Consider the following 21,415-nt stretch of genomic DNA (forward strand, 5'->3'; position numbering starts at 1 on the left):
CTTACTTCTTCTTGCTGAACATCAGCAAGATCGAGTCCCAGATACGTCCGAAGATACCCGCTTCCGGCACCGCCTGCAGCGCGACGACCGGGAACTCCGACAGCGTCTTGCCGTCGGCGACGAGCTTCACGGTGCCGACCTGCTGGCCTTCCGCGAGCGGCGCGATCAGCGGCGCGTTGACGTCGACTTCCGGCTTGACCTTGTCGCCCAGGCCGCGCGGCACGGTCACCCACTGGTCGCTCTTCACGCCGACCTGCACGGTGTTCTCCTTGCCCTTGTAGACGCGCGGCGTCGACATCGCCTGGCCGGCCTTGAACAGGCGCACCGCGTCGAACGCGCTGTAGCCGTAGTTCAGCATCTTCATGCTGTCCTGCGTGCGGTCGCTTTCCTTCTGCTCGCCCATCATCACCGACACGAGGCGGCGCTGGCCGTCGACACCCGGGATCGCGCGCTTGGCCGACGCGATCAGGCAGAAGCCGGCTGCCTGCGTATGGCCCGTCTTCAGGCCGTCGACCGTCGGATCCAGCCACAGCAGCCGGTTGCGGTTGCCCTGGCGGATGTTGTTGTACTTGAATTCCTTCTCCGAGAAGATGCCGTAGTACTGCGGAAAATCGCGGATCAGGTGCGCGGAGAGCTTCGCGAGATCGCCGGCCGTCGTGTAGTGGTTCGGGTCGGGCATGCCGTTCACATCGGCGAAGTGCGTGCCCTTCATGCCGAGGCGCGCGGCCTCGGCGTTCATCAGCGTGACGAACTGCCCTTCGCTGCCGCCGACCAGTTCGGCCAGCGCGATCGCGGCGTCGTTGCCCGACTGGATGATCATCCCGTACACGAGGTCGTGCACCGACACCGGCTTGCTCGCCTCGATGAACATGCGCGACTCGTCGCGGCCGACGCGGCGCACCGCCTCGCTCGGCGTGACGATCTGCTCCATCGAGATCTTCTTCTTGTCGAGCGCCTCGAACACCAGGTAGGCCGTCATCAGCTTCGTCAGCGACGCGGGCTCGACGCGTTCGTCCGCGTTGCCCGATGCGAGCACCGTGTTGCTCGTCGCATCGACGAGCACCCACGAGCGTGCGTTCACGCCCGGCGGCGGCACCGCGCCCGGCATGAAGGTCGCGGGCGCGCCGGTGAACTGCTCGGCGGCGGCGGCCGGCGCCGCATGCGCGGCCTTGGCCTTGGCGGCCGGCTTCGCTTCGGCGACGACGATCGTCGACGCGAGCGCGACGGGCAGCATCACGCCCAGCGCGACGTTGCGCGCGGCGGTGCCGAAGGCGATGGAAGAAGCGAGGGACTTGAGGCCTTGGGGAGACAGACGCATGATCGATTCAGGCAGGTGGCAGAAAGTGCGGCGCGAAACGCGCAGGGGTTGAACGGCAAGGCGGCGGGCGTTCCGGCGTTCGTCCGATTGCGTCGGACGGCGCGAAACGCGCCGGTTGGACTCGTGCGGACGCGTTCGGTTCGCGGCCGTCGCGAGCGGGCGGACAGGCGGCGAAGCGAGCGGCGCATGGGCCCAGCCGGGCCGCGGGCGACGCGAAAGCGGCCATTATACGTGGGCGCGAATGGCGTTTTCGCGAACCATGCACGCGCTGGCCGCACATCGTCTTCGAGAGGACAGCGCGGCTTCGTCGCGGAGAAGCGTGGTCGAAGCCGCGCGAAAGGCGTGCGCCATGGCCGTGCAAGTGAGGTTGCGCCGCGCCGGAGCGCGTACCTGCGACCGAGTTCGACGCGGTGCTGCTCGATGCGGCGCGATGTCGCGCGTGCGGCGACATCGCGGTGGCGCGGCAGCAGCGCCGCGCGCGGGGGCTCAGCGCATCAACGCCACGCGTCGACGATGATGCGCTTGAGCACGTGCAGCTTGCGATGGAAGAAATGCTCGGCGCCGGGGATCACCACGACCGGCAGTTCCTGCGGCCGCGCCCAGTCGTACACCGAGCCGATCGGCACCGTGTCGTCGGTTTCGCCGTGGATCACGAGCGTGTTCTCGGGCACCTCGGCCACTTGCCAGCGGCTCGCGGCCGTGCCGACGAACACGATCCGCTCGATCGCCTCGCCCGCGTCGCGCAGCCGCTTCGCGACATGCGACAGCACGAAGGTGCCGAACGAGAAGCCCGCGAGCACGAGCGGCAGGTCCGCATAGGCCGGCTGCGCGCGCATGTGCGCAAGCACCGCGAGCAGGTCGTCGGCCTCGCCGAGGCCGTTGTCGTGCACGCCTTCGGTCGCGCCGACGCCGCGGAAGTTGGAGCGGTACACCACGTAGTTGAGCTGGACCAGCGTACGCGCGAGCGTTTGCGCGACCTTGTTGTCCATCGTGCCGCCGAACAGCGGATGCGGGTGCGCGACGAGCGCGATCCCGCGCGGCGCGGCGCTGCCTTCGCGCACGGCGTCCGGCAGGTCGACCGCGATTTCGATCTGCCCGACCGGGCCGGCGATCAGCGACTTCTGCGTATTGACGTTCATTCGGCCGGCCCGCTCAGATCTTCAGGCGGTCGACGACCTTGCCGTCGCGCAGGTGCGATTCGACGATCTCGTCGATGTCGGCCTGGTCGACGTACGTGTACCACGTGCCTTCCGGATACACGACCATCACCGGCCCTTCCTCGCAGCGGTCGAGGCAGCCGGCCTTGTTGATGCGGACCTTGCCGGGCCCCGCGAGGCCGAGTTCCTTCACGCGCTTTTTCGCGTATTCCTGCATGGTCTGCGCATCGCATTGCGCGCAGCTCGGACGCTCGGCGCCCGGGTCGCGCTGGTTCAGGCAGAAGAAGACGTGGTGCTGGTAGTAGGAATCCATGATGGTGACGAGCGGCCCGGCGCGGCGCCGGGCGGAAAGAGGGGCGATTGCCGTTGCGCGGCAACGGATGTGCGGACGATTATAACGACCGGCGCGCGCCGCTGCCCGCGGCTGCCCGCCCTCCGCCCGCGAACGCGCCGTGGCCGGCACGCCGTGCGCTGCCACGTTGCCCAGCTGTTTCCGCGGTTCGCGTCAGCGCCGCAGCGCGGCCGGCAGCCACGCGTGCTCGACGCGCTGGCCGAGCCAGATCAGCGCCGCGTAGGGCCAGATCCACGCGAGCCAGCGCGCGAGGCTGTTGAAGTGCACGTAGCGGCCCTGCCGCCAGCCCGACAGCGTGAAGTCGAAGAACGGGTTGACGGGCAACAGGTTGACGAGCGCCACGCCGGCCAGCAGCGCGACGGCCGCAAGCAACGCGCGCCAGGCGGCCGGCACGCGCAACGCGATCAGCGCCGCCGCGAAGCCGAGCTCGATGCCGAGCCGCGCGCCCGGCGTCGCCCACACGACGACGAGGCCGGTGCTCGACTGCATGAACGTCGCGGCCGCCTTCAGCGCGAGCGTCGCGGTGACGAATGCGATCAGCAGCCGCACGCGCGGCGCGCCGGCCCGCATCGCGAGCGACGCGATCGCCAGCGCGGCGAACAGCATCAGCGCGCCGAGCGCGGCTTCCCATGCGGAGTCGGACAGCCAGCCGTCGACGCGCTCCGGCCATTCGCTGACGCGCCACGCGGCCGGCAGCCAGGCGAGCAGCGCGTCCTGCATCGAGCCGTCGGCACGCTCCCACAGCGCGGCCGGCCAGTCGCCGATGCCGAACAGGAACGGCGACGGAAACAGGACCGCGAACGGCCACAGCCCGGCGAGCAGCAGCGGCGTCGCGCCGTCGGTCTCGAACCACGCGAAGCGCAGCCGGCGCAGCGCGCCGCGATCGAGCAGCGCGCCGGTGGCCGGTGCCGCGAGCGCGGCGCCGAGCAGCGCACCCAGCGCGTTGGCCGCAAGGTCGAGATTGGACGCGACGCGCGTCGGCAGGTAGGTCTGCAGCGCCTCCATCGATCCCGACAGCAGCACGCCGAGGCCGCACACGATCAGCGTCGCGGCCACGCCGCGCTGGCGCGGATGCAGCGCGAGCACGCCGAGCACACCGAACGGCATATAGCCGAGCACGTTGGTGACCACATCGAACGCGGTCACATAGCGCTGCATCGGCGCGAACAGGTAGTCGAACGGCCCGATGCCGAGCGACACCCATCCCTGGAACGGGTACAGCGACGCATAGACGACGAGCGCCGCGTATGCGGCGAATGCCTGCCGCGCCAGCGCCGACGCGCGCGGCGTGCCCGGCGCGCTCATCGCGGCTGCGCTTGCTGCATCACGGATTGCCCGCGTACGCCTGCACGCCGACCCACGCGGCGATCTGCGACACGAGCTCGTCGCTCGCGGCCGCGAGCGCGCGCGCGCCGCCGGCCGCATCGGGCGTGCTCGACGGCGCGCGCGCGACGAACGTGCGCTGGCCGAGCACCTTGCCGCCCTGCACCAACGTCGCGCGCGCGGTCACCGCGCCGTGGCTCTGCGACTGCCCGTCGAACACCTGCTCGAATTCGTTCAGGTCGACCTTCAACGTCGGTGCGCTCACGCCGTCGGAGCCTTCGAGCACCGTGCCGCGCGACGACAGCGCGCCGCGCAGCCGCTGCGTGAGCAGTTGCGCGGGCGGCGCGGTCCAGCGGCTGTCGCGGTAGACGGCCATGCGCTGCGCATCCGCATACGCGAGGCGGTAGACGAACTTGTCGGTGCCGAGCGCGTCGGGCGCGCCGACGTCGAGCACCTTCAGCGCGGGGGCAGTGCCGGCCGTCACGACCGGCGCGGCCGGCCCGAGGTCGTAGCGGATGTTCGACAGCGCCGCGCTGTTGTCGGCGCAGCCGGCGGCGATCACGAGCGTCAGCAGCGCGAGCGCGGTCGCGGCCGGACGCAGCGCGCGATCGAGGATTCCTGGCATGGCATGTTCCTGCATGATGTTTCCGGTTTCGATGGCGTGATGGCCCGGTCTCGTTCCGGGCCGGTCGATCGACGGGCTGGCGATCGGCTTCATTTCCCGGCCGTCGCGCCCGCGCCGGGCCAGACGAAGCCCGCTTCGCCGGGGCCGGGCGCGGCGCCCGGCGAACCGAACAACAGACTGCTCGGGTTGCGGCCGAGTTCACCGGCGACGTCCTTCAATTGCCGCGAAGCGTCGCCGACGTTGCCGACCAGCGCATTGAAACGCGGCAGCGTATCGTACTGGACCCTTGCGTTCAGGTCGTTCAGCGCGACGCCGACCTGCTCCGCGGCCGTGCCGGCCTTGTTCAGGTTCGCCACCAGCGGCCCGTTCGGCTGCAGCAGCGTGTTCGCCGACGCCATCGCGCGGTCGACCTGGCGCATCGTCTCCGGCAGCGCGGCCACCGCCGGCGCGAGCTGCTTCGACAGCGTCGCCGCGCCGTCGGCCGCGTGCTGCAGGCTTTCGGCCGTCGCGCGCAGCTGCTCGCGCATCTCCGGCGACATCACCGCGTTCGCGCTTGACGCCGCCTGCTCGAGCTCCCGCAGCAGCACGTCGCCGCGCTCCTGGAGCTGGTCGAACAGGCTCGGGCGCATCGGGATCTGCGCGATCGCCTTCGGCGACGACGGCAGCGGCGCCAGGTCGCGCCCGGTATCCTCGAGCTGCACGAACGCGATGCCCGTCACGCCCTGGAAGCCCAGGCTGCCGTAGGTCGACTGCGTGATCGGCGCGTCGTGGTCGACCAGGATCCGGATCCGGATCTGCCCCGGATGCGTGCGGTCGAAGCCGATCGACTGCACCTTGCCGACGTCGAGCCCGCGAAAGCGCACGGCCGCATCGGGGAACAGGCCCGTCACGTTGGTGCGCGCGAGCAGGTCGTACGGCACGCGCACGGTGCGATCGACGTTGAACCAGAACACGGTGCCCGCGATCGCGAGCGTCAGCGCGATCGTGAACAGGCCGGCCCAGAACGCATGTGATTTGTTTTCCATTCGCGGGTTCCTTGCTTCTTGCCTGGCTTACAACTCGACGCTCGGCAGCGCCGGTTCGAGGGCCGCCTTCGGCAGCTTCGCGCGCCGCTCGGGCGGCAGCGCCTGCAGCGCGCGGCGCCCGCGCAGCCCCAGGAAATATTCGTGGATGAACGGATGGTCGACGTTCGCGGCCTCCTCGACGGGCGCGGCGACCAGCACCTTGCGGTCGGCCAGCACCGCGACGCGCGTCGACAGCGCGACCATCGTGTCGAGGTCGTGCGTCACCATCACGACCGTCAGCCCGAGCGTGCGGTGCAGCGTCCCGATCAGCTCGACGAACTCGTCGGACGCCTGCGGGTCGAGGCCGGCGGTCGGCTCGTCGAGGAACAGCAGCTCGGGCTCGAGCGCGATCGCGCGTGCGATGCCGACCCGCTTCACCATCCCGCCCGACAGCGCGGCCGGCATCTTCGACGCGTGCTTGCACGGCAGGCCGACCATCTCGAGCTTCAGCATCACGATATCGTGCAGCAGGTCGGGCGGCACGCGGCCGAGCTCGCGCAGCGGCTGCGCGACGTTGTCGAACACCGTCATCGACGAGAACAGCGCGCCCTGCTGGAACAGCATCCCCGAGCGCGTGCGCATCATCCGCGCGGTCGCGGCGTCGATCTTCGACGTGTCCTCGCCGAACACCTTGATCGTGCCCGAGGTCGGCCGCTCGAGGCCGAGGATCTGCCGCACCAGCGTCGTCTTGCCCGAGCCCGAGCCGCCGACGATCGCCACGATCTCGCCGCGCCGCACGTCGAAATCGAGCTTCTGGTGAACGATGTTGCGCCCGTAGCGTTTCGTCAGGTTGCGCACCTCGATCACGAGCTCGTCGCCGGGCGCGGCGGCGGCCGGCGGCGTGCCGACCGAGCCGGCCTCGACTGCCGCGGCATGTGCGCTCGATTCGCTCGATTCGCTCGATTCGCTGGATCCGTTGGGTGCGTTGGATGCGCTCATCCGAGCCCCACGTTCTGGAACAGGATCGCGAACACCGCATCGGCGAGGATCACCACCGTGATCGACGTGACGACCGACGTGGTCGTGCCTTCGCCGAGGCTCTGCGAGTTCGCCTTGATGCGGAAACCGAAATGGCAGGCGACCAGTGCGATCAGCATGCCGAACACGATGCCCTTGCCGACGCCGATGTACAGGTTCGCGATCGGCACGACGCCCGGCAGCGAGCGCACGAAATAGTTGACGTCGATCCCGAGCACCAGCTTCGCGGCCAGCGCGCCGCCCGTCAGCGCGATGATGTTGGTCCACATCACGAGCAGCGGCATCGCGACGCCGAGCGCGAGCACGCGCGGCAGGATCAGCCGCAGCCCGTGCGGGATGCCCATCACGCGCATCGCGTCGAGCTCCTCGGTCACGCGCATCACGCCGATCTGCGCAGTGATCGCCGAGCCCGAACGGCCCGCGACGAGGATCGCCGACAGCACGGGCCCGAGCTCGCGGATCACCGACAGCCCGAGGATGTTCACGATGTAGCGGTTCGCGCCGAACGTCTGCAGCTGCTGCGCGGACAGGTAGCTGAGCACGATGCCGATCAGGAACGCGACCAGCGCGGTGATCGGCAGCGCCTGCGCGCCGGCGCTGTAGATGTTCGCCGAGGTTTCCGTCCACGGCATCGTCTTTGGACGGCGCAGCACCGACAACGCGTCGAGGACCACGCGGCCGAACATCGCGATGCCGCCCTGCAGATGTTCGCCGAACGCGAAGATCGCCTGGCCGAGGCGCGTGACGGGATCGAACCGCACGACACGCTCGGGCGCCTCGCGCTGGCTGTCGAGGCGTTCGATCCGCTCGAAGATCGTGCGCTGCGTCGCGCTCAGCTCGACGCCGGGCGGCAGCTTGCGGCCCCACACGCGCCACAGCGCCTGGCCGCCCACGTGATCGAGCCGCTCGATGCCGGACAGGTCCCATTCGCTCACGCGCCCGAGCGCGATGCCCGCGACGCGGCGCGCGACCGCACCGCGATTGCGCGCGAGCGCGAGCGCGGTCCACTGGCCGTACAGGCGCACCGTCTGACCCTGGCCGCCGGCGTCGACCGACAGGCCGGGAGGAGTCTCGAAGTCCAAGGGCGGGATGTTTGCAAATGGATGACAGCGGTCATTGTAGCGAACCGCCCGATGCCGCGACGTGAGGATTTCCGCCGGGGGCGCCCGGCTAGGGGCGCCCGGCTAGGGGCGCCGGCTAGGGGCGCCCGGCCAGGGCGCGCAGGCGCGGCGCACGGCCGATTGCCTGACGCTGCCTGGCGCGCGACCTTTCATTCTTCCGTCACGTTTCCTTTCGATACTCTCACGCGCCGCACATCAGGCCGTCGGCACCCGCGCCGCCATCCCGCCGCGCACCTCGCTCATAAAACAGAACACCGAACAGGACCATCGATGCGTCTCCCCACGCTTTCCCGCCGCCGCGCGGGCACCGCCGCAGCGCTCGCCAGCCTCGCCTTCGTCCTCGCCGGCTGCGGCGGCGACGACGTCACCGCACCGCCGTCGTCGCGGACGGACGCGCAGGCGCCCGCCGGCACGACCGCCACGCTCGCGCTGCTCGAAACGACCGACCTGCACACCAACGTGCTGTCGTACGACTATTTCAAGCTCGCCGCCGACAAGTCGCTCGGCTTCGAGCGTGTGTCGACGCTGATCGCGCAGGCACGCGCGCAGTACCCGAACACGCTGCTGCTCGACAACGGCGACACGATCCAGGGCACCGCGCTGTCGGACTACCAGGCGCTCGTGAAGCCGCTCGGCTGCGACCAGACGCTCGCGATCTACAAGGTGATGAACGCCGCGAAGTTCGACGGCGGCGGGATCGGCAACCACGAGTTCAACTACGGGCTGCCGTACCTGTCGCAGGTGACCGGCAACACATTCGACGTCGACGGGCTGCCGGCGCCCGCGCAGCAGAAGAGGTGCGCCGGCCCGAGCTTCCCGCAGGTGCTCGCGAACGTGATCAGCGCGAAGACCAACGCGCCGCTGTTCGCGCCGTACACGATCCTGACGCGCACGGTGACGGCCGTCACGCCCGACGGCAAGACGGTCAGCGCGCCGGTGAAGATCGGCATCATCGGCTTCACGCCGCCCGCGATCATGAGCTGGGACAAGCGCTGGCTCGACGGCAAGGTCTACACGACCGGCCTGAAGGAAGCGGCCGAGAAGTACGTTCCCGAGATGCGCGCGAAGGGCGCCGATCTCGTCGTCGCGATCTCGCACGGCGGCCTCGACAATTCCGCATACTCGCCGACGATGGAAAACGGCAGCTGGTGGCTGTCGAAGGTGCCGGGCATCGACGCAATGCTGATCGGCCACTCGCACCAGGTGTTCCCGGACGCGAACAGCACTGTCGCGCAGTTCAACCTGCCGGGCGTCGACAAGGCGAAGGGCACCGTCAACGGCGTGCCGACCGTGATGGCCAACTACTGGGGCAAGCATCTCGGCGTGATCAAGCTCGGCCTGAAGTTCGACGGCAACGCGTGGAACGTCGACAAGTCGCAAACGACCGTCGAAGCGCGGCCGATCCAGAACGCGGACAAGAGCTACGTGGCCGCCGATCCGTCGGTGTCCGCCGCGATCGCCGCCGAACACCAGGCGACGATCGACTACGTGAAGACGCCGATCGGCTCGACCGACTACCGGATGAACTCGTACTTCGCGGACGTCGGCGATCCGGGCGCGATCCAGATCGTCAACGAGGCGCAGGCCGACTACGTGAAGACCTACGTGCAGGCGAACCTGCCGCAATACGCGTCGCTGCCGGTGCTGTCGGTCAGCGCGCCGTTCAAGAGCGGCTTCGGCGGCGGCAGCGACTACACCGACGTCGCGCCGGGCGCGCTCGCGATCAACAACGCGGCCGACCTGTACCTGTATCCGAACACCGTGTACGCGGTGAAGGTGAGCGGCAGCGACGTGAAGAACTGGCTCGAGACGGCCGCGAAGCGCTTCAACACGATCGACCCCACCAAGGCGACCGTGCAGCCGCTCGTCAGCAGCTTCCCCGGCTACAACTTCGACATGTTCACGTCGGCGGATCTCGCGTACGAGATCGACGTCACGCAGCCGGTCGGCAGCCGGATCCGGAACCTCACGTACCAGGGCGCGCCGATCGACCCGAACGCGCAGTTCATCGTCGCGACCAACAACTACCGCGCGAGCGGCGGCGGCAACTTCCCCGGGCTCGACGGCAGCAAGACGATCTTCGCGTCGCCCGACGCGAACCGCGACGTGCTGATCGCGTTCATCAAGAAGCGCGGTGCGATCACGCGCGCGGCCGACGGCGCGCAACGCAGCTGGCGCTTCACGAAGCTCGCGAGCTCGGTCGCCCACGTGCAGTTCACGTCCGCGCCGAACCGCCTCGGCGACGCGGCGGCAGCCGGCCTGAGCCGCCTCACGCAGGTCGCGGCCGACGACGGCTCGGGCAAGAACCTCGCCATCTACGAGATCGACCTGACGCAATGACCATGAGACCCGCAATGCAACCGATCCGGACGATGCGGCCGGCCGAGGCCGGCTTCACCGCCGCCGCGCGGCGCTTGCTGCGTGCGAAACTCCCGCCCGCCGCGTTGCTCGCGGCGGCGGCTGTGACGGTCGCGGCCGTCGCCGCGGCGACCGGCTGGCGTGCCGCCGGCCCCGCGCCGAGCGCCGCGCAGCTCGACGAATGGCAGGCGATGGTCACGCAGGCTGTCGAGCCGCACGCGCTCGCGCAGTTGCGCACGCTTGCACGGCGCGGGTCGGGCGACGCGCAGGCGGCGCTCGGCATCGCGCTCGTCGACGCGCACGAGCCGGGGCTGCGCGACGAGGGCCGCGGCTGGCTCGAAACCGCCGCGCAGGTCGACGCGAATGCGCAAACGCCGGCCGCGCGACGCGCGCAGCTCGCCCTCGGAAAGGCACTGCTGCTCGGCAGCGGCGACATCCCGAAGGACTACGGGCGTGCGCGCACGCTGCTCGGCGAAGCGGCTGCGAGCGGCGATCCAGCCGCCGCGTACTACCTCGGGCTGATCTATCGCAGCGGCTACGGCACTGCCGCCGATCCCGTGCAGGCCGCGCACTGGTTCGAGCTCGCGTCGCGCGCGGACATCCCGGCTGCGGACTTCATGCTCGCGAACGCGTACCGCGAAGGCAGCGGCGTGCCGCGCGACGAGGCGCGCGCGCTCGCGCTGTATCGCCGGGCGGCGGAACACGAGCTGCCGGAAGCCGTGCAGACGCTCGCGATGGCGTATCGCAACGGCGAACTGGGGCTCAAGCCCGACGCGGACGAATTCCACGCGCAGTGGATCGAGACCGCGCATGCGTTGAAGCATCCGGTGGTTGCGCCGTGACGGCACTGCTCCGGCGCAAGCGCGGGGGGAGCCGGTAGAACGGCAGCCTGCGCCACGCGCCTGAGCCCGCAAGCGGCATCGATGCGCGGGTGCGGGCTGGCGCACCGGTCGCCGCGCAGCCATCCTGTCGATCCACGACGATCGATAGGCATGCGGCGATGCCTTAACATGCAGCCTCGCAGTCACAATAAAACCTGAGAGGACTTCATCATGTCGCATCGCCTGTCCGGCCTTCGCGCCGCCCTCGGCGCCGCCGTCGCCGCCGCCGTTCCGTTCGTCGCGCTCGCCGCGCCGCCCGCCCAGCCCGACATCTTCAACGCCGCGCTCTGCAAGCCGCCATTCACGTCGGATCTGATGGACTCGATCTACCAGAGCGCGAAGGCGGCCGATCCGAAACCGGACCAATCGATGCTCGGCGCCGCGGTCTATCGTCTGCCCGAGCCGATCCACCGGGACGGTTTCACGACGCAGCACGTCGTGTTCGTCGCGACCGGAATCGGCGTGCTCGTGCAGGGTGAAGTCGCCGGCGAGCTCGCCAAACGCTACCAGCTCACCCCCGAGAAGGGCCACCTGCTGGGCGCGTCGTCCGTCGGCTATTCCCGCCGCCTGAACGTCCGCGGTCCGGGCGGTGCGCTGATCCTCGTCTCGGCCCGTCAGGGCCCGGCCTTGAAAGGCAACACGCTGCTGGCCTGCGAAATGACGACCGAGGAAGACCTCAACGCGCTGGAACAGATGGACAAGCATTGACCGGCATGGCGGCGGCGCGGCTCGCGGGCGGACGGGCGGGCGGGCCGCCGTACCGCGCCCCGCCTGTCGTGCGCACGGCCCGGCGCCGGCCGCCGCCCCCTGTCGCTACAATAGGCGCCATGAACGCCCCCACCTCCTCCGACACGCCCGACTCCGGCGACGCGCACATCGCGCGCAACCGGCTCGAGGCGCACCTGGATGCCGCGCCGCGCGCGTGGCCGCTCGACATCGTCGCCGCTACCGGCTCGACCAACGCCGACGTCGCATCGCGCCTCAAGGCGCTGCCGCGCAACGCCGGCGCGCTGCCCGCACCGGTCGTGCGCGTCGCGTTCGAGCAGACGGCCGGCCGCGGCCGGCAAGGCCGCCCGTGGTTCGCGCAGCCCGGCAACGCGCTGCTGTGCTCGGTCGGCTGCATCGTGCCGCGCCCCGTCGACGCGCTCGGCGGCCTCAGCATCGCGATCGGCGTCGCGCTCGCCGAAGGGCTCGCCGCGCTGCCGCTCGACGCCCGCACGCGCGTCGCGCTCAAATGGCCGAACGACCTGCTGCTCACGGCCACCGACGACGGCACGTCGCACATCGTCGGCAAGCTCGCCGGGATCCTGATCGAGACCGTGTGGACCACCGCCGACGCAACCGCCGTCGTGATCGGCTTCGGCATCAACGTGCGCGGCGCGGAAGCCGTCGCCGCGCAGGTCGACGCACTGCGCGCGCGCGAAGCCTCGCTCGCGAGCGGGCTGCCGCCGGCCGCGCTGTCGGCCGCGTGCGCATCGGCGAACCTCACCGATACGCTCGCCGCGGCGCTGAACGCGCTCACACCGGCACTCGCGCAGTTCGGCACCGACGGCCTCGCGCCGTTCCTGCCGCGCTGGCACGCGCTACACGCGTATGCGGGACGCGAGGTCGTGCTGCTGGAACAGGGCGTCGAGCGCGTGCGCGGCATCGCGACGGGCATCGACGCGACCGGCCAGCTGCTGCTCGACACGCCCGACGGCGTGCAGGCGATCGCGGCCGGCGACGTATCGCTGCGCGAAGCGCAATGAGCGAACCGAATCTGCTCATCGACGCCGGCAACAGCCGGATCAAGTGGGCGCTCGCCGACGCGCAGCGCACGCTCGTCGATACGGGCGCATTCGGCCATACGCGCGACGGCGGCCCCGATCCCGACTGGTCTGCGCTGCCGCGTCCGCATCGCGCGTGGATCTCGAACGTCGCGGGCGCCGATGTGGCTGCACGGCTCGACGCGCTGCTCGACGCCCGCTGGCCGGGGCTGCCGCGCACGACGATCCGCTCGCGGCCCGCGCAATGCGGCGTGACGAACGGCTATACGACGCCCGACCAGCTCGGCAGCGATCGCTGGGCCGGCCTGATCGGCGCGCGCGCGGCGTTTCCGGGCGAACATCTGCTGATCGCGACGTTCGGCACGGCGACGACACTGGAAGCGCTGCGCGCGGACGGTCGTTTCACGGGCGGCCTGATCGCACCGGGCTGGGCGCTGATGATGCGCGCGCTCGGCACGCACACCGCGCAGTTGCCGACGCTCACCACCGACATTGCAAGCGGCCTGCTCGCGGGCGCGCAAGCCGAGCCGTTCCAGGTCGATACGCCGCGCTCGCTGTCGGCCGGCTGCCTGTACGCGCAGGCAGGGCTGATCGAACGCGCGTGGCGCGACCTCGCCGATGCGTGGCAGGCACCGGTGCGGCTCGTGCTGGCCGGCGGTGCGGCGGACGACGTCGCGCGCGCGCTGACGCTGCCGCATACGCGGCACGATGCGCTGATCCTGTCGGGGCTCGCGCTGATCGCCGCGGAAGCCGCGGCGCAGGATTGACGAAACACCGGCCGGCATCACGCCGGCCGCGTCGACGAATGCCCGGCTGCGGGCTGCGTCACGATGAGGATGGGAACAGGAGCGCTGCGGCTTGCGCCCATGCAATCAGCGGGCCGCACAGGTTGCGCACGATCGCCTGCTGTCACGAACCACGCTGGTCATGCGGCTGGCCCGGCTGGCCCGGCTGAACGGCTGAACGGCTGAACCACTGACGATTGAACGACTGAAGGTTGAACGACCGAACCACGACGAGGAGTGTCGACGATGCTGCGCTGGCTGATCGCTGTTCTCTTTCTCGCGAACCTGCTCGCATTCGTGGCCGTGCGCGGCGTGTTCGGGCCGCTGCCGGCGGCCGGCCCGCGCGAACCGGGCATGCTGTCGCGACAGGTGCAGCCCGATGCGCTGCACGCGATGCCGCTCGCGCACGCGGCCGATCAACCGGTGCTCGGCGGTCCGATCGCCGCGCCGGCCGTCGCGGCCGAGCCGCTCCCGGCATCGGCGCGTTGACGGCGCGGCACCCGTATCAGGACTGCTGCGCGCGCACCTTCTTCAGCAGCGCGGTGGTCGAGCGATCGTGCTCGAACGGAATCGCGAGCGCACGACCGCCCCAGCCGCGCACGATGGCCGATTCCGGCAGCGCGTCCATGTCGTAGTCGCCGCCCTTCACGAGAATGTCCGGACGGACGGCCTCGATCAGCGACACCGGCGTCTTTTCCTCGAACTTCACGACCCAGTCGACGCTTTCGAGCGCCGCGAGCAGCGCCATCCGGTCTTCCTCGCGGTTGATCGGACGGTCGTCGCCCTTGCCGAGCATGCGCACCGACGCATCGCTGTTCACGCCGACGATCAGGCATGCGCCGAGCGCCTTCGCATCGGCGAGATACGTGACGTGGCCACGGTGCAGGATGTCGAACACGCCGTTCGTGAACACGACGGGCGAAGGCAGCGACGCGCGCAGGGCAACCAGGGCGTCGCGGGTGATCAGCTTGCGTTCGAAGGTAGCAGACATGATGAATATCGGATGGCGTGAGCGGCGCGCGGTGCCCGTCGCGACGGTCGCGACGGAACTGGGCGGCACCAGATAAAAAGCCCGCCGGACGGCCAGGCGGGCTTCATGCTTGAAAACACTGCGGCGATCGCGGCCGGCGGCACTTCACGCCGGCTGCGACGCCGTCCGGCGTCAGGCCGGTTGCGCGGCCGACGACTGCCCGCCTTCGGACTGCAGGCGGCCGGTGACTTCCTTGCGGTAACGGTTCAGCTCCTGCGCGGTCGCGAACGTGCGCTCGAACAGGATCGACAGGTTGTGCAGGATCCGTTCGACGACCTTCTTTTCCCACTCGCCGTCGAAGCGGATCTGCTCGTCGAGCCAGCGTTCGAGCCACTCCGGATCCGGCAGGCGCGACTGCACGGTGTCGCGCGGGAACAGCGCCTGGTTCACGTGCAGGTTGGTCGGGTGCAGCGGCTTCTCGGTGCGGCGCGCCGACGCCATCAGCACGCCGATCTTCGCGAACGCCGCGCGCGCGACGTCGCCGCAGTTGTTCAGCGCCTTCTTCATGTAGCGCAGATACGCGCCGCCATGACGTGCTTCATCGCGCGAGATCGTTTCGTAGATGTGCTTGATGACCGGCTCGGTGTGCCAGTCGGCCGCGCAGCGATACCAGTGGTTCAGGCGGATCTCGCCGCAGAAGTGCAGCATCAGCGTTTCGAGCGGCGGCGCCGGATCGAACTGGAAGCGCACCGCGTGCAGCTCCTCTTCGGTCGGCACCATCTCCGGCCGGAAGCGGCGCAGGTATTCCATCAGCACGAGCGAATGCTTCTGCTCTTCGAAGAACCACACGCTCATGAATGCGGAAAAGTCGCTGTCGTGCTGGTTGTCGCGCAGGAACATTTCCGTCGCGGGCAGCGCCGACCATTCGGTGATCGCGTTCATCTTGATCGTCTTCGCCTGCTCGTCGGTAAGCAGTGAAGCGTCGAACTTGTCCCACGGAATGTCCTTCTCCATGTCCCAGCGGACAGCTTCGAGCGACCTGTAAAGTTCCGGATAAAGCATGGTGTTCATGATGGTCCCACCCCTGTTCTGCGCAATGCGACTTCTCTAAACGTGACTGTTGCCGCGTCGGCGCGCGAGCGCGCTTTTTGCAGCCAAGACTCTAATTTTACGCGGGAATCCGGCCCCCGGACGCAGATTCAGCGTCCGGCAGCCGGGCGGCCGCGTCGCCGCCTTGCGGCACGCCGCCGCCCGCTCCGCTCGAACGGAACCGACCGCGCGTGCCTGATGTGGGGGCCGGTGCAGGCCGGCTCGTTGGCGAGCCCGCCCCGACGCCACGCGGTTCCCGCTCGGGTTCCCGTGCGACCGCCGGTCCGGCGGACTGCTCGATATGGTGTATACGGCGGCGGCCATGATATCACGCGTGCATGACGGTTCCGAGACGCGCAGCCGGTCGCGCGCCGCCACGGTGCTGCGGCGATCGGTCGCAGGCAGCGTCGCAAAAATGCAACCGTTTTGTAAGCCGCGTCTGATTCGCGACGTCTCGAGGATCCTCTCGACCCGCGCGCCGCGGATTCGTATCAGACCCGTATTTCACCTGCCGCGCGATCGCCTTCCGGCGGCGTGCCGGCCCCCGGCGCGCTCCCGCCGTCGGCCCGTGCGATCCAGGCCGCGAGCGTGTCGCGCTGCGCGCGCCCGTCGCGGTAGCCGAGCTCGATCAGCTCGCGCGTGAACGCTTCCTCGAACAGCAGGTAGCTCGCGAACGACGCGCCGGCCGGCTGGCTGCCGCCGATCGCGCCGAGCAGCCCGCGCATCGTCGCCGGCATCTGCTTCAGGTGTTTCGCGGCGATCAGCTCGATGCGCTCGGACGGCGCGATCGCGAGCACGTCGACGTGCCGCCAGCCGCTGTCCACTTCGACCTGGTGCGGCAGGTGCTCGATCATCCGGTTGATGTGCTCGATGCGCTCGATGTCCGAGCCGATCGAGTCGAGAAACACGCTCGCCAGCACCTGCTGGCCGATCTGCGCGGGCGTCGGGTACCCGCGCACGAGGCCCGAGCCGTTCGCGGCGGGAATCTCGGGCCGCGGATCGGCCGCGCCGATCACGATGATCCCGTGCGCGCCGAAGTGGATCGCCGGCGACAGCGGCGCGACCTGCCGGATCGAGCCGTCGCCGAAGTATTCGATCTGGCCGTCGAGCACCAGCGGCACGGCCGGGAACACGAACGGAATGGCCGACGACGCTAGCAGGTGCGACGCCGACAGGTCGACGAGCCGCGCGGTGCGCTGCGCACGCCGCCATGCCTGGATCGGCTCGGCGGCCTGGTAGAAGGTCAGGTGGCGGCCGCTCGAATAACTGAGCGCCGTGATCGACAGCGCATGCAGCAGGCGGCTCTCGAGCATCTGCTCGATCCGGTGGAAGCTCAGCTCGCGCTGCAACAGGTGCGCGAGCGGCGCGTTGTCGAGCAGCCCGCGCGGCGAGCGGCGCGCCGCCCAGCCGAAGGCCATCGTCGCGAGCCAGCGTGCGCCGGCCGCCGCGATGCCGAGCCAGTCGGTGCGATACACGTATTCCGCGCGCAGCGGCTCCCAGAATTCGAGCAGCCGGCGCACGCCGTGCGAGAAATCGTCCGCATGGCTCGCGATCGCCGTCGCATTGATCGCACCGGCCGACGAGCCGCAGATCACCGAGAACGGCAGCGTATGCCGGTGCGGATCAGCCTCGCGCGCGATCTCGGCCAGCGCCTTCAGCACGCCGACCTGGTAGGCGGCGCGTGCGCCGCCCCCCATCAGAACGAGCGCGAGCCGCATGATCGACCTGCTATCCGGTTCGCGTCACGTCGAACGCTTCGGCGGACGCGTTGCGGGCGACGACGCGGCAGCCGCGCGCGCCGCGGCCGAGCCGGTCGGCTTCGCACGCTTCGCAGCCGGCTTGCGGGGCGCGGCGGCGGCATCGGGTGCGCGCGATTCCGCCCGTGCCGCAGGCGCGGGTGGCTCGGCCGACGCATCGCCCGGCGCCGCGGGCTGCTCGCCCGGCTGCGCGACCGCGAGGCTCGCGAGCTGGTTGAACTGCGCCTGCAGCAGGTTCCACCAGCCGGCCGGGTCGAACGCCTGCTGCGCATCGCCGGCCGGCGGTGCCTCTGCAGCAGCGGCTGCCGCCGCATCCGGTGCCGGCCGCGCATCGGCGCGCGGCGCGGAAGCCGCCTGCGCGGCCGCGAGCGCCGCTTCTTCGGCCGCCGACATCGAGCTCTGCGCGAACGCACCGAACGCGCGCAGCGTCGCGAGCGTCGCACGCTGCACCTCGAGCGCCTGGATCGCGGACTGCAGCATTCCGAGATTGAGCTTGAGCCATTGCTCGACCGCGCGCAGATCGGTGATCCGCTTGTCGAGTTCCTCGACGCTCGTGAGCGGCGCCATCATGTCGGACATGCTCGACAGCGTCGGCGGCAGCCCCGACGCGCCGCCGGGGAACGACGCCATCCCGCCGAACGGCGACATCCGCATCATGTCCCACATCCGGTCGAGCATGTCGGCGGGCTTGAAACCGGCAAAGCCGGCGAAAGGATTGGAGCCGGAGGCATCGTTCGTCATACGGGCGTCCTGATTGACTGGGTGGGCGAAGCGGCCGACACGGCGCGTGCGGCCGCCTTTGGTTCGATGATAGCGCGCGTCAGAACGGTGCGTCGCCGGGGAACTCGGGCGCACGCCGCTCGCGCAGCGAGCGGATGCCTTCCTGCACGTCGGGCCCCGAGAAGCCCATGAATTCGAGTGCGAGCGACGTATCGAACGTCGGCCCGGCGCTGCGCAGCCAGTTGTTCAGCGCGTACTTGGTCCAGCGGATCGCCGACTGCGACCCGTGCGCGAGCCGCTCCGCGACTTCGTACGCCTTCGGCAGCAGGTCGGCCGGCTCGACCGCGAGCGACACGAGGCCGATCCGCTCGGCCTCCTCGCCGCTCACCGGTTCGCACAGCAGCAGGTAGTACTTTGCCTTCGCCATCCCGCACAACAGCGGCCACACGATCGCCGCATGATCGCCGGCCGCGACGCCGAGCCGCGTATGGCCGTCGATGATGCGCGCGTCCTTCGCGGCGATCGAGATGTCGGCGAGCAGCCCGGCGACGAGCCCCGCGCCGACGGCCGGGCCGTGCATCGCGGACACGATCGGCTTGCTGCAGTTGATCACGTTGTAGACGAGGTCGCGCGCTTCGCGCCACACGCGGGCGCGCACGTCGAAGTCATTCGCCATCGCCTCGACGAGCGCGAGATCGCCGCCCGCCGAAAAGCCCTTGCCCTCGCCGCGGATCACCGCGACGCGCGTGTCGGGATCGCGATCGACGTCGCGCCAGATGTCGGCGAGCTCGCGATGCATGCGCTCGTTCGCGGTCGCGAGGCCGCTGCGGTTCGCGCCCTCCCCGCTCATCACGATGTCGAGCACGCCATGCTCGCGGCGCGTCACCTTCAGTGCTTCGTAACCGCCGTATGCGGCGAGATCGGCCATGCGCAGCTCCCGGGTGCTTGAAACGCCATGTGAAACGCAGTGTTTGAAAAGCCTGAATCGAGTGTAGCCAAGCCCGCGCGGGCAAACATCGGGCGAAACCCGGCGCACGGGCCGCAAGCGCGCATCGCGGCGAGCTTTGCGGCAGGTGTCGCGCTAGTGTCGCTCATGCGTCAGGCCGCGCCGTCGGGCGGTGCGACCGCCTGTTCTATCGCGCCGAAGATCGACTTGCCGGCCGCGTCGAACATCTCGATGCGCACGGTGTCGCCGTAGCGCATGAATTCCGTCTGCGGCGCGCCGTGCTCGATCGTCTCGAGGCAGCGCTTCTCGGCGATGCAGCAGTAGCCGCGCTTCGCGTCCTTGTTCGACACCGTGCCCGAGCCGACGATCGCGCCCGCACGCAGGTTGCGCGTCTTCGCCGCATGCGCGATCAGTTGGCCGAAGTGGAACACCATGTCGGTGCCCGCGTCGGGCTGGCCGACCTTCCTGCCGTTCCAGTGGACGATCATCGGCCGGTGCACGCGGCCTTCGCGCCATTCGTCGCCGAGTTCGTCGAGCGTCACCGCGACCGGTGCGAATGCGGTGGCCGGCTTGCTCTGGAAGAAGCCGAAGCCCTTCGCGAGCTCGGCCGGAATCAGGTTGCGCAGCGACACATCGTTCACGAGCGTGACGAGCCGCACGGCCTTCAGCGCGTCGTCGGGCGATGCGCTCATCGGCACGTCGCCGGTGATCACCGCGACTTCGGCCTCGAAGTCGATGCCCCATTCCTCGGACGGGCACACGATGTCGTCGCGCGCGCCGAGGAAATCGTCGCTGCCGCCCTGGTACATCAGCGGATCGGTCCAGAACTCCGCCGGCATTTCGGCGCCGCGCGCGCGGCGCACGAGCTCGACGTGGTTCACGTACGCGGAGCCGTCGGCCCACTGGAACGCGCGCGGCAGCGGCGCCATGCAGTTCGCCGCATCGAACGCGAACGCGTTGCGCGCGCGGCCGTGGTTCAGCGCGTCGTACAGGTCGCGCAGTTGCGGCGCGTAGAACGCCCAGTCGTCGAGGACGCGCTGCAGCGTCGGCGCGATCGCATCGGCGATTGCCGCGGTGTGCAGGTCGCGCGACACGACGATCAGCTGGCCGTCGCGCGTGCCGTCCTTCAGCGATGCAAGTTTCATGGGGTATCTGCCGTTGTAGTGACGATGGAGGGAATCTATTTTACGATGGTGAATCCGTGCGGCGCGCCATGATCGTGCATGCCGCTTTCGACCCGACCCTTGCCGCCTTGCCGCGCCCCCGTTGCCCATGCCCGCCAGCCCGCTTCCCGACGACGATCTCGCCGATTCCGACACCGACGACGCCAGCTCCGGCGAGCACGGCGAAGGCGGCGAGAAGCTGCGCTCCGGCATCCAGTCGATCGAGGTCGGCTTCCGCCTGCTCGACGTGCTGACGAGCGAGCCGCGCGCGATGATGCTGCGCGATCTCGCGCAGCGCGCGGGCATGAGCCCGGCGAAGGCGCACCGCTATCTGGTCAGCTTCTCGCGGCTCGGCGTCGTCTCGCAGGATCCCGTCTCGGGCCGCTACGAACTCGGCGGCTTCGCGCTGCAGATGGGGCTCGCGCGGCTCGCACGCGTCGACGGCGTGAAGCTCGCGCGGATCGCGCTGACCGAGTTGCGCGACCGCGTCGACCAGACCGTCGGCATCGCGGTATGGGGCAACCAGGGCCCGACGATCGTGCACTGGATGGAATCGAGCCACCCCGCGAAGGCGTCGCTGAAGCTCGGCGACGTGATGCCGCTGCTCGGCTCCGCGACGGGCCTGCTGTTCGCCGCGTACCTGCCGCGCAGCAAGACCGCGGCGATGCTCGAACGCGAGCTTGCCGATACGCGCCGCTCGCCGCATCACGGCGGTCCGCGCACGCTCGACGAAGTCGAAGCGGTGCTCGCCGACGTGCGTGCGCATCAGGCCGCGCGCGTCGAAGGGATGCTGCTGCCGACGATCCACGCGTTCTGCATGCCGGTGTTCGATGCGGTCGGTGAACTCGCACTCGCGATCGTCGCGCTCGGCCAGGAAGGCATGTTCGACATCGCGTGGGGCGGCGAGATGGACACCGCGCTGCGCGCATGCGCGCAGAAACTGTCTTACGAACTCGGCTATAGTCCGGACGCGCGCGACGCCTGACACGCGGCGCGCGCAACAGGCGCACGATACGCGCACGCGCACGATAAGCGTGCGAAT

Annotated in this window: 21 protein-coding genes; 7 read left to right on the forward strand and 14 right to left on the reverse strand. The window is 70.0% G+C overall.

Annotated features, from left to right (window positions below; genetic code table 11):
- Nucleotide 1: 1 nt before the first annotated feature.
- From C7H84_RS23745 to C7H84_RS23780, 8 genes are all read right to left on the reverse strand, one after another.
- Nucleotides 2-1,318: a D-alanyl-D-alanine carboxypeptidase family protein gene (locus C7H84_RS23745; RefSeq protein ID WP_121861058.1), complete on the reverse strand. Its 1,317-nt coding sequence runs from the start codon at nt 1,316-1,318 to the stop codon at nt 2-4.
- Between the two features lie 494 nt (nt 1,319-1,812).
- A complete protein-coding gene (locus tag C7H84_RS23750; RefSeq protein WP_121861059.1) occupies nt 1,813-2,457 on the reverse strand; it encodes an alpha/beta hydrolase in 645 nt (214 codons plus the stop codon).
- 13 nt (nt 2,458-2,470) lie between these two features.
- Nucleotides 2,471-2,788 (reverse strand): ferredoxin, encoded by a 318-nt coding sequence (locus C7H84_RS23755; protein ID WP_006485233.1) that lies wholly within the window; start codon nt 2,786-2,788, stop codon nt 2,471-2,473.
- A 192-nt stretch (nt 2,789-2,980) separates the two neighbouring features.
- Nucleotides 2,981-4,132, reverse strand: coding sequence for a VanZ family protein (locus tag C7H84_RS23760; protein WP_121861060.1), 1,152 nt, complete (start codon nt 4,130-4,132; stop codon nt 2,981-2,983).
- A 19-nt stretch (nt 4,133-4,151) separates the two neighbouring features.
- The gene (locus tag C7H84_RS23765) at nt 4,152-4,775 is read right to left on the reverse strand and encodes an ABC-type transport auxiliary lipoprotein family protein (RefSeq protein WP_121861334.1); all 624 of its coding nucleotides are present in this window, start codon (nt 4,773-4,775) and stop codon (nt 4,152-4,154) included.
- Between the two features lie 89 nt (nt 4,776-4,864).
- Nucleotides 4,865-5,800, reverse strand: a complete 936-nt coding sequence (locus C7H84_RS23770) for an MlaD family protein (protein WP_121861061.1) — start codon at nt 5,798-5,800, stop codon at nt 4,865-4,867.
- Between the two features lie 27 nt (nt 5,801-5,827).
- On the reverse strand, nt 5,828-6,778 hold the full coding sequence (locus C7H84_RS23775; RefSeq protein ID WP_121861062.1) for an ABC transporter ATP-binding protein: 951 nt from the start codon (nt 6,776-6,778) through the stop codon (nt 5,828-5,830).
- A complete protein-coding gene (locus C7H84_RS23780; protein ID WP_240462094.1) occupies nt 6,775-7,968 on the reverse strand; it encodes an ABC transporter permease in 1,194 nt (397 codons plus the stop codon). The genes C7H84_RS23775 and C7H84_RS23780 overlap by 4 nt, the downstream gene beginning before the upstream one ends.
- A gap of 240 nt (nt 7,969-8,208) precedes the next feature.
- On the opposite strand from C7H84_RS23780, the gene C7H84_RS23785 reads away from it, so the two are divergent.
- The 6 genes from C7H84_RS23785 to C7H84_RS23810 all read left to right on the forward strand — a co-directional run bounded on the left by C7H84_RS23785 (nt 8,209) and on the right by C7H84_RS23810 (nt 14,217).
- Entirely contained in the window at nt 8,209-10,278 is a 2,070-nt protein-coding gene (locus C7H84_RS23785; RefSeq protein ID WP_121861064.1) for a bifunctional 2',3'-cyclic-nucleotide 2'-phosphodiesterase/3'-nucleotidase, read from the forward strand.
- Between the two features lie 14 nt (nt 10,279-10,292).
- Nucleotides 10,293-11,138, forward strand: a complete 846-nt coding sequence (locus tag C7H84_RS23790; protein ID WP_121861065.1) for a tetratricopeptide repeat protein — start codon at nt 10,293-10,295, stop codon at nt 11,136-11,138.
- A gap of 210 nt (nt 11,139-11,348) precedes the next feature.
- The gene (locus tag C7H84_RS23795; protein ID WP_121861066.1) at nt 11,349-11,885 is read left to right on the forward strand and encodes a hypothetical protein; all 537 of its coding nucleotides are present in this window, start codon (nt 11,349-11,351) and stop codon (nt 11,883-11,885) included.
- 119 nt (nt 11,886-12,004) lie between these two features.
- Nucleotides 12,005-12,925: a biotin--[acetyl-CoA-carboxylase] ligase gene (locus tag C7H84_RS23800; RefSeq protein WP_121861067.1), complete on the forward strand. Its 921-nt coding sequence runs from the start codon at nt 12,005-12,007 to the stop codon at nt 12,923-12,925.
- Nucleotides 12,922-13,710, forward strand: a complete 789-nt coding sequence (locus C7H84_RS23805) for a type III pantothenate kinase (RefSeq protein ID WP_121861068.1) — start codon at nt 12,922-12,924, stop codon at nt 13,708-13,710. Before C7H84_RS23800 ends, C7H84_RS23805 begins: the two co-directional genes overlap by 4 nt.
- Nucleotides 13,711-13,974: 264 nt before the next feature.
- A complete protein-coding gene (locus C7H84_RS23810; RefSeq protein ID WP_121861335.1) occupies nt 13,975-14,217 on the forward strand; it encodes a hypothetical protein in 243 nt (80 codons plus the stop codon).
- A gap of 16 nt (nt 14,218-14,233) precedes the next feature.
- Here C7H84_RS23810 and rfaE2 read toward each other — a convergent pair whose 3' ends face one another.
- The 6 genes from rfaE2 to C7H84_RS23845 form a co-directional block, all read right to left on the reverse strand.
- Nucleotides 14,234-14,719, reverse strand: coding sequence for a D-glycero-beta-D-manno-heptose 1-phosphate adenylyltransferase (gene rfaE2 / locus C7H84_RS23815; protein ID WP_059451616.1), 486 nt, complete (start codon nt 14,717-14,719; stop codon nt 14,234-14,236).
- A gap of 171 nt (nt 14,720-14,890) precedes the next feature.
- The gene (locus tag C7H84_RS23820) at nt 14,891-15,769 is read right to left on the reverse strand and encodes a ferritin-like domain-containing protein (protein ID WP_121861069.1); all 879 of its coding nucleotides are present in this window, start codon (nt 15,767-15,769) and stop codon (nt 14,891-14,893) included.
- Between the two features lie 509 nt (nt 15,770-16,278).
- Nucleotides 16,279-17,505: a patatin-like phospholipase family protein gene (locus tag C7H84_RS23830; protein WP_121861070.1), complete on the reverse strand. Its 1,227-nt coding sequence runs from the start codon at nt 17,503-17,505 to the stop codon at nt 16,279-16,281.
- Between the two features lie 24 nt (nt 17,506-17,529).
- Complete coding sequence (locus tag C7H84_RS23835) at nt 17,530-18,285, reverse strand: PhaM family polyhydroxyalkanoate granule multifunctional regulatory protein (protein WP_121861071.1); 756 nt, start codon at nt 18,283-18,285, stop codon at nt 17,530-17,532.
- Nucleotides 18,286-18,364: 79 nt separating this feature from the next.
- Nucleotides 18,365-19,192 (reverse strand): enoyl-CoA hydratase/isomerase family protein, encoded by an 828-nt coding sequence (locus tag C7H84_RS23840; RefSeq protein WP_121861072.1) that lies wholly within the window; start codon nt 19,190-19,192, stop codon nt 18,365-18,367.
- 170 nt (nt 19,193-19,362) lie between these two features.
- Nucleotides 19,363-20,355: a fumarylacetoacetate hydrolase family protein gene (locus C7H84_RS23845; protein ID WP_121861073.1), complete on the reverse strand. Its 993-nt coding sequence runs from the start codon at nt 20,353-20,355 to the stop codon at nt 19,363-19,365.
- A 127-nt stretch (nt 20,356-20,482) separates the two neighbouring features.
- Between C7H84_RS23845 and C7H84_RS23850 the strand changes: the two genes are divergently transcribed.
- A complete protein-coding gene (locus C7H84_RS23850) occupies nt 20,483-21,358 on the forward strand; it encodes an IclR family transcriptional regulator (RefSeq protein ID WP_121861074.1) in 876 nt (291 codons plus the stop codon).
- The last annotated feature ends 57 nt before the right edge of the window (nt 21,359-21,415 follow it).

This window comes from Burkholderia sp. Nafp2/4-1b, assembly GCF_003635165.1.
Classification (GTDB): Bacteria; Pseudomonadota; Gammaproteobacteria; order Burkholderiales; family Burkholderiaceae; genus Burkholderia.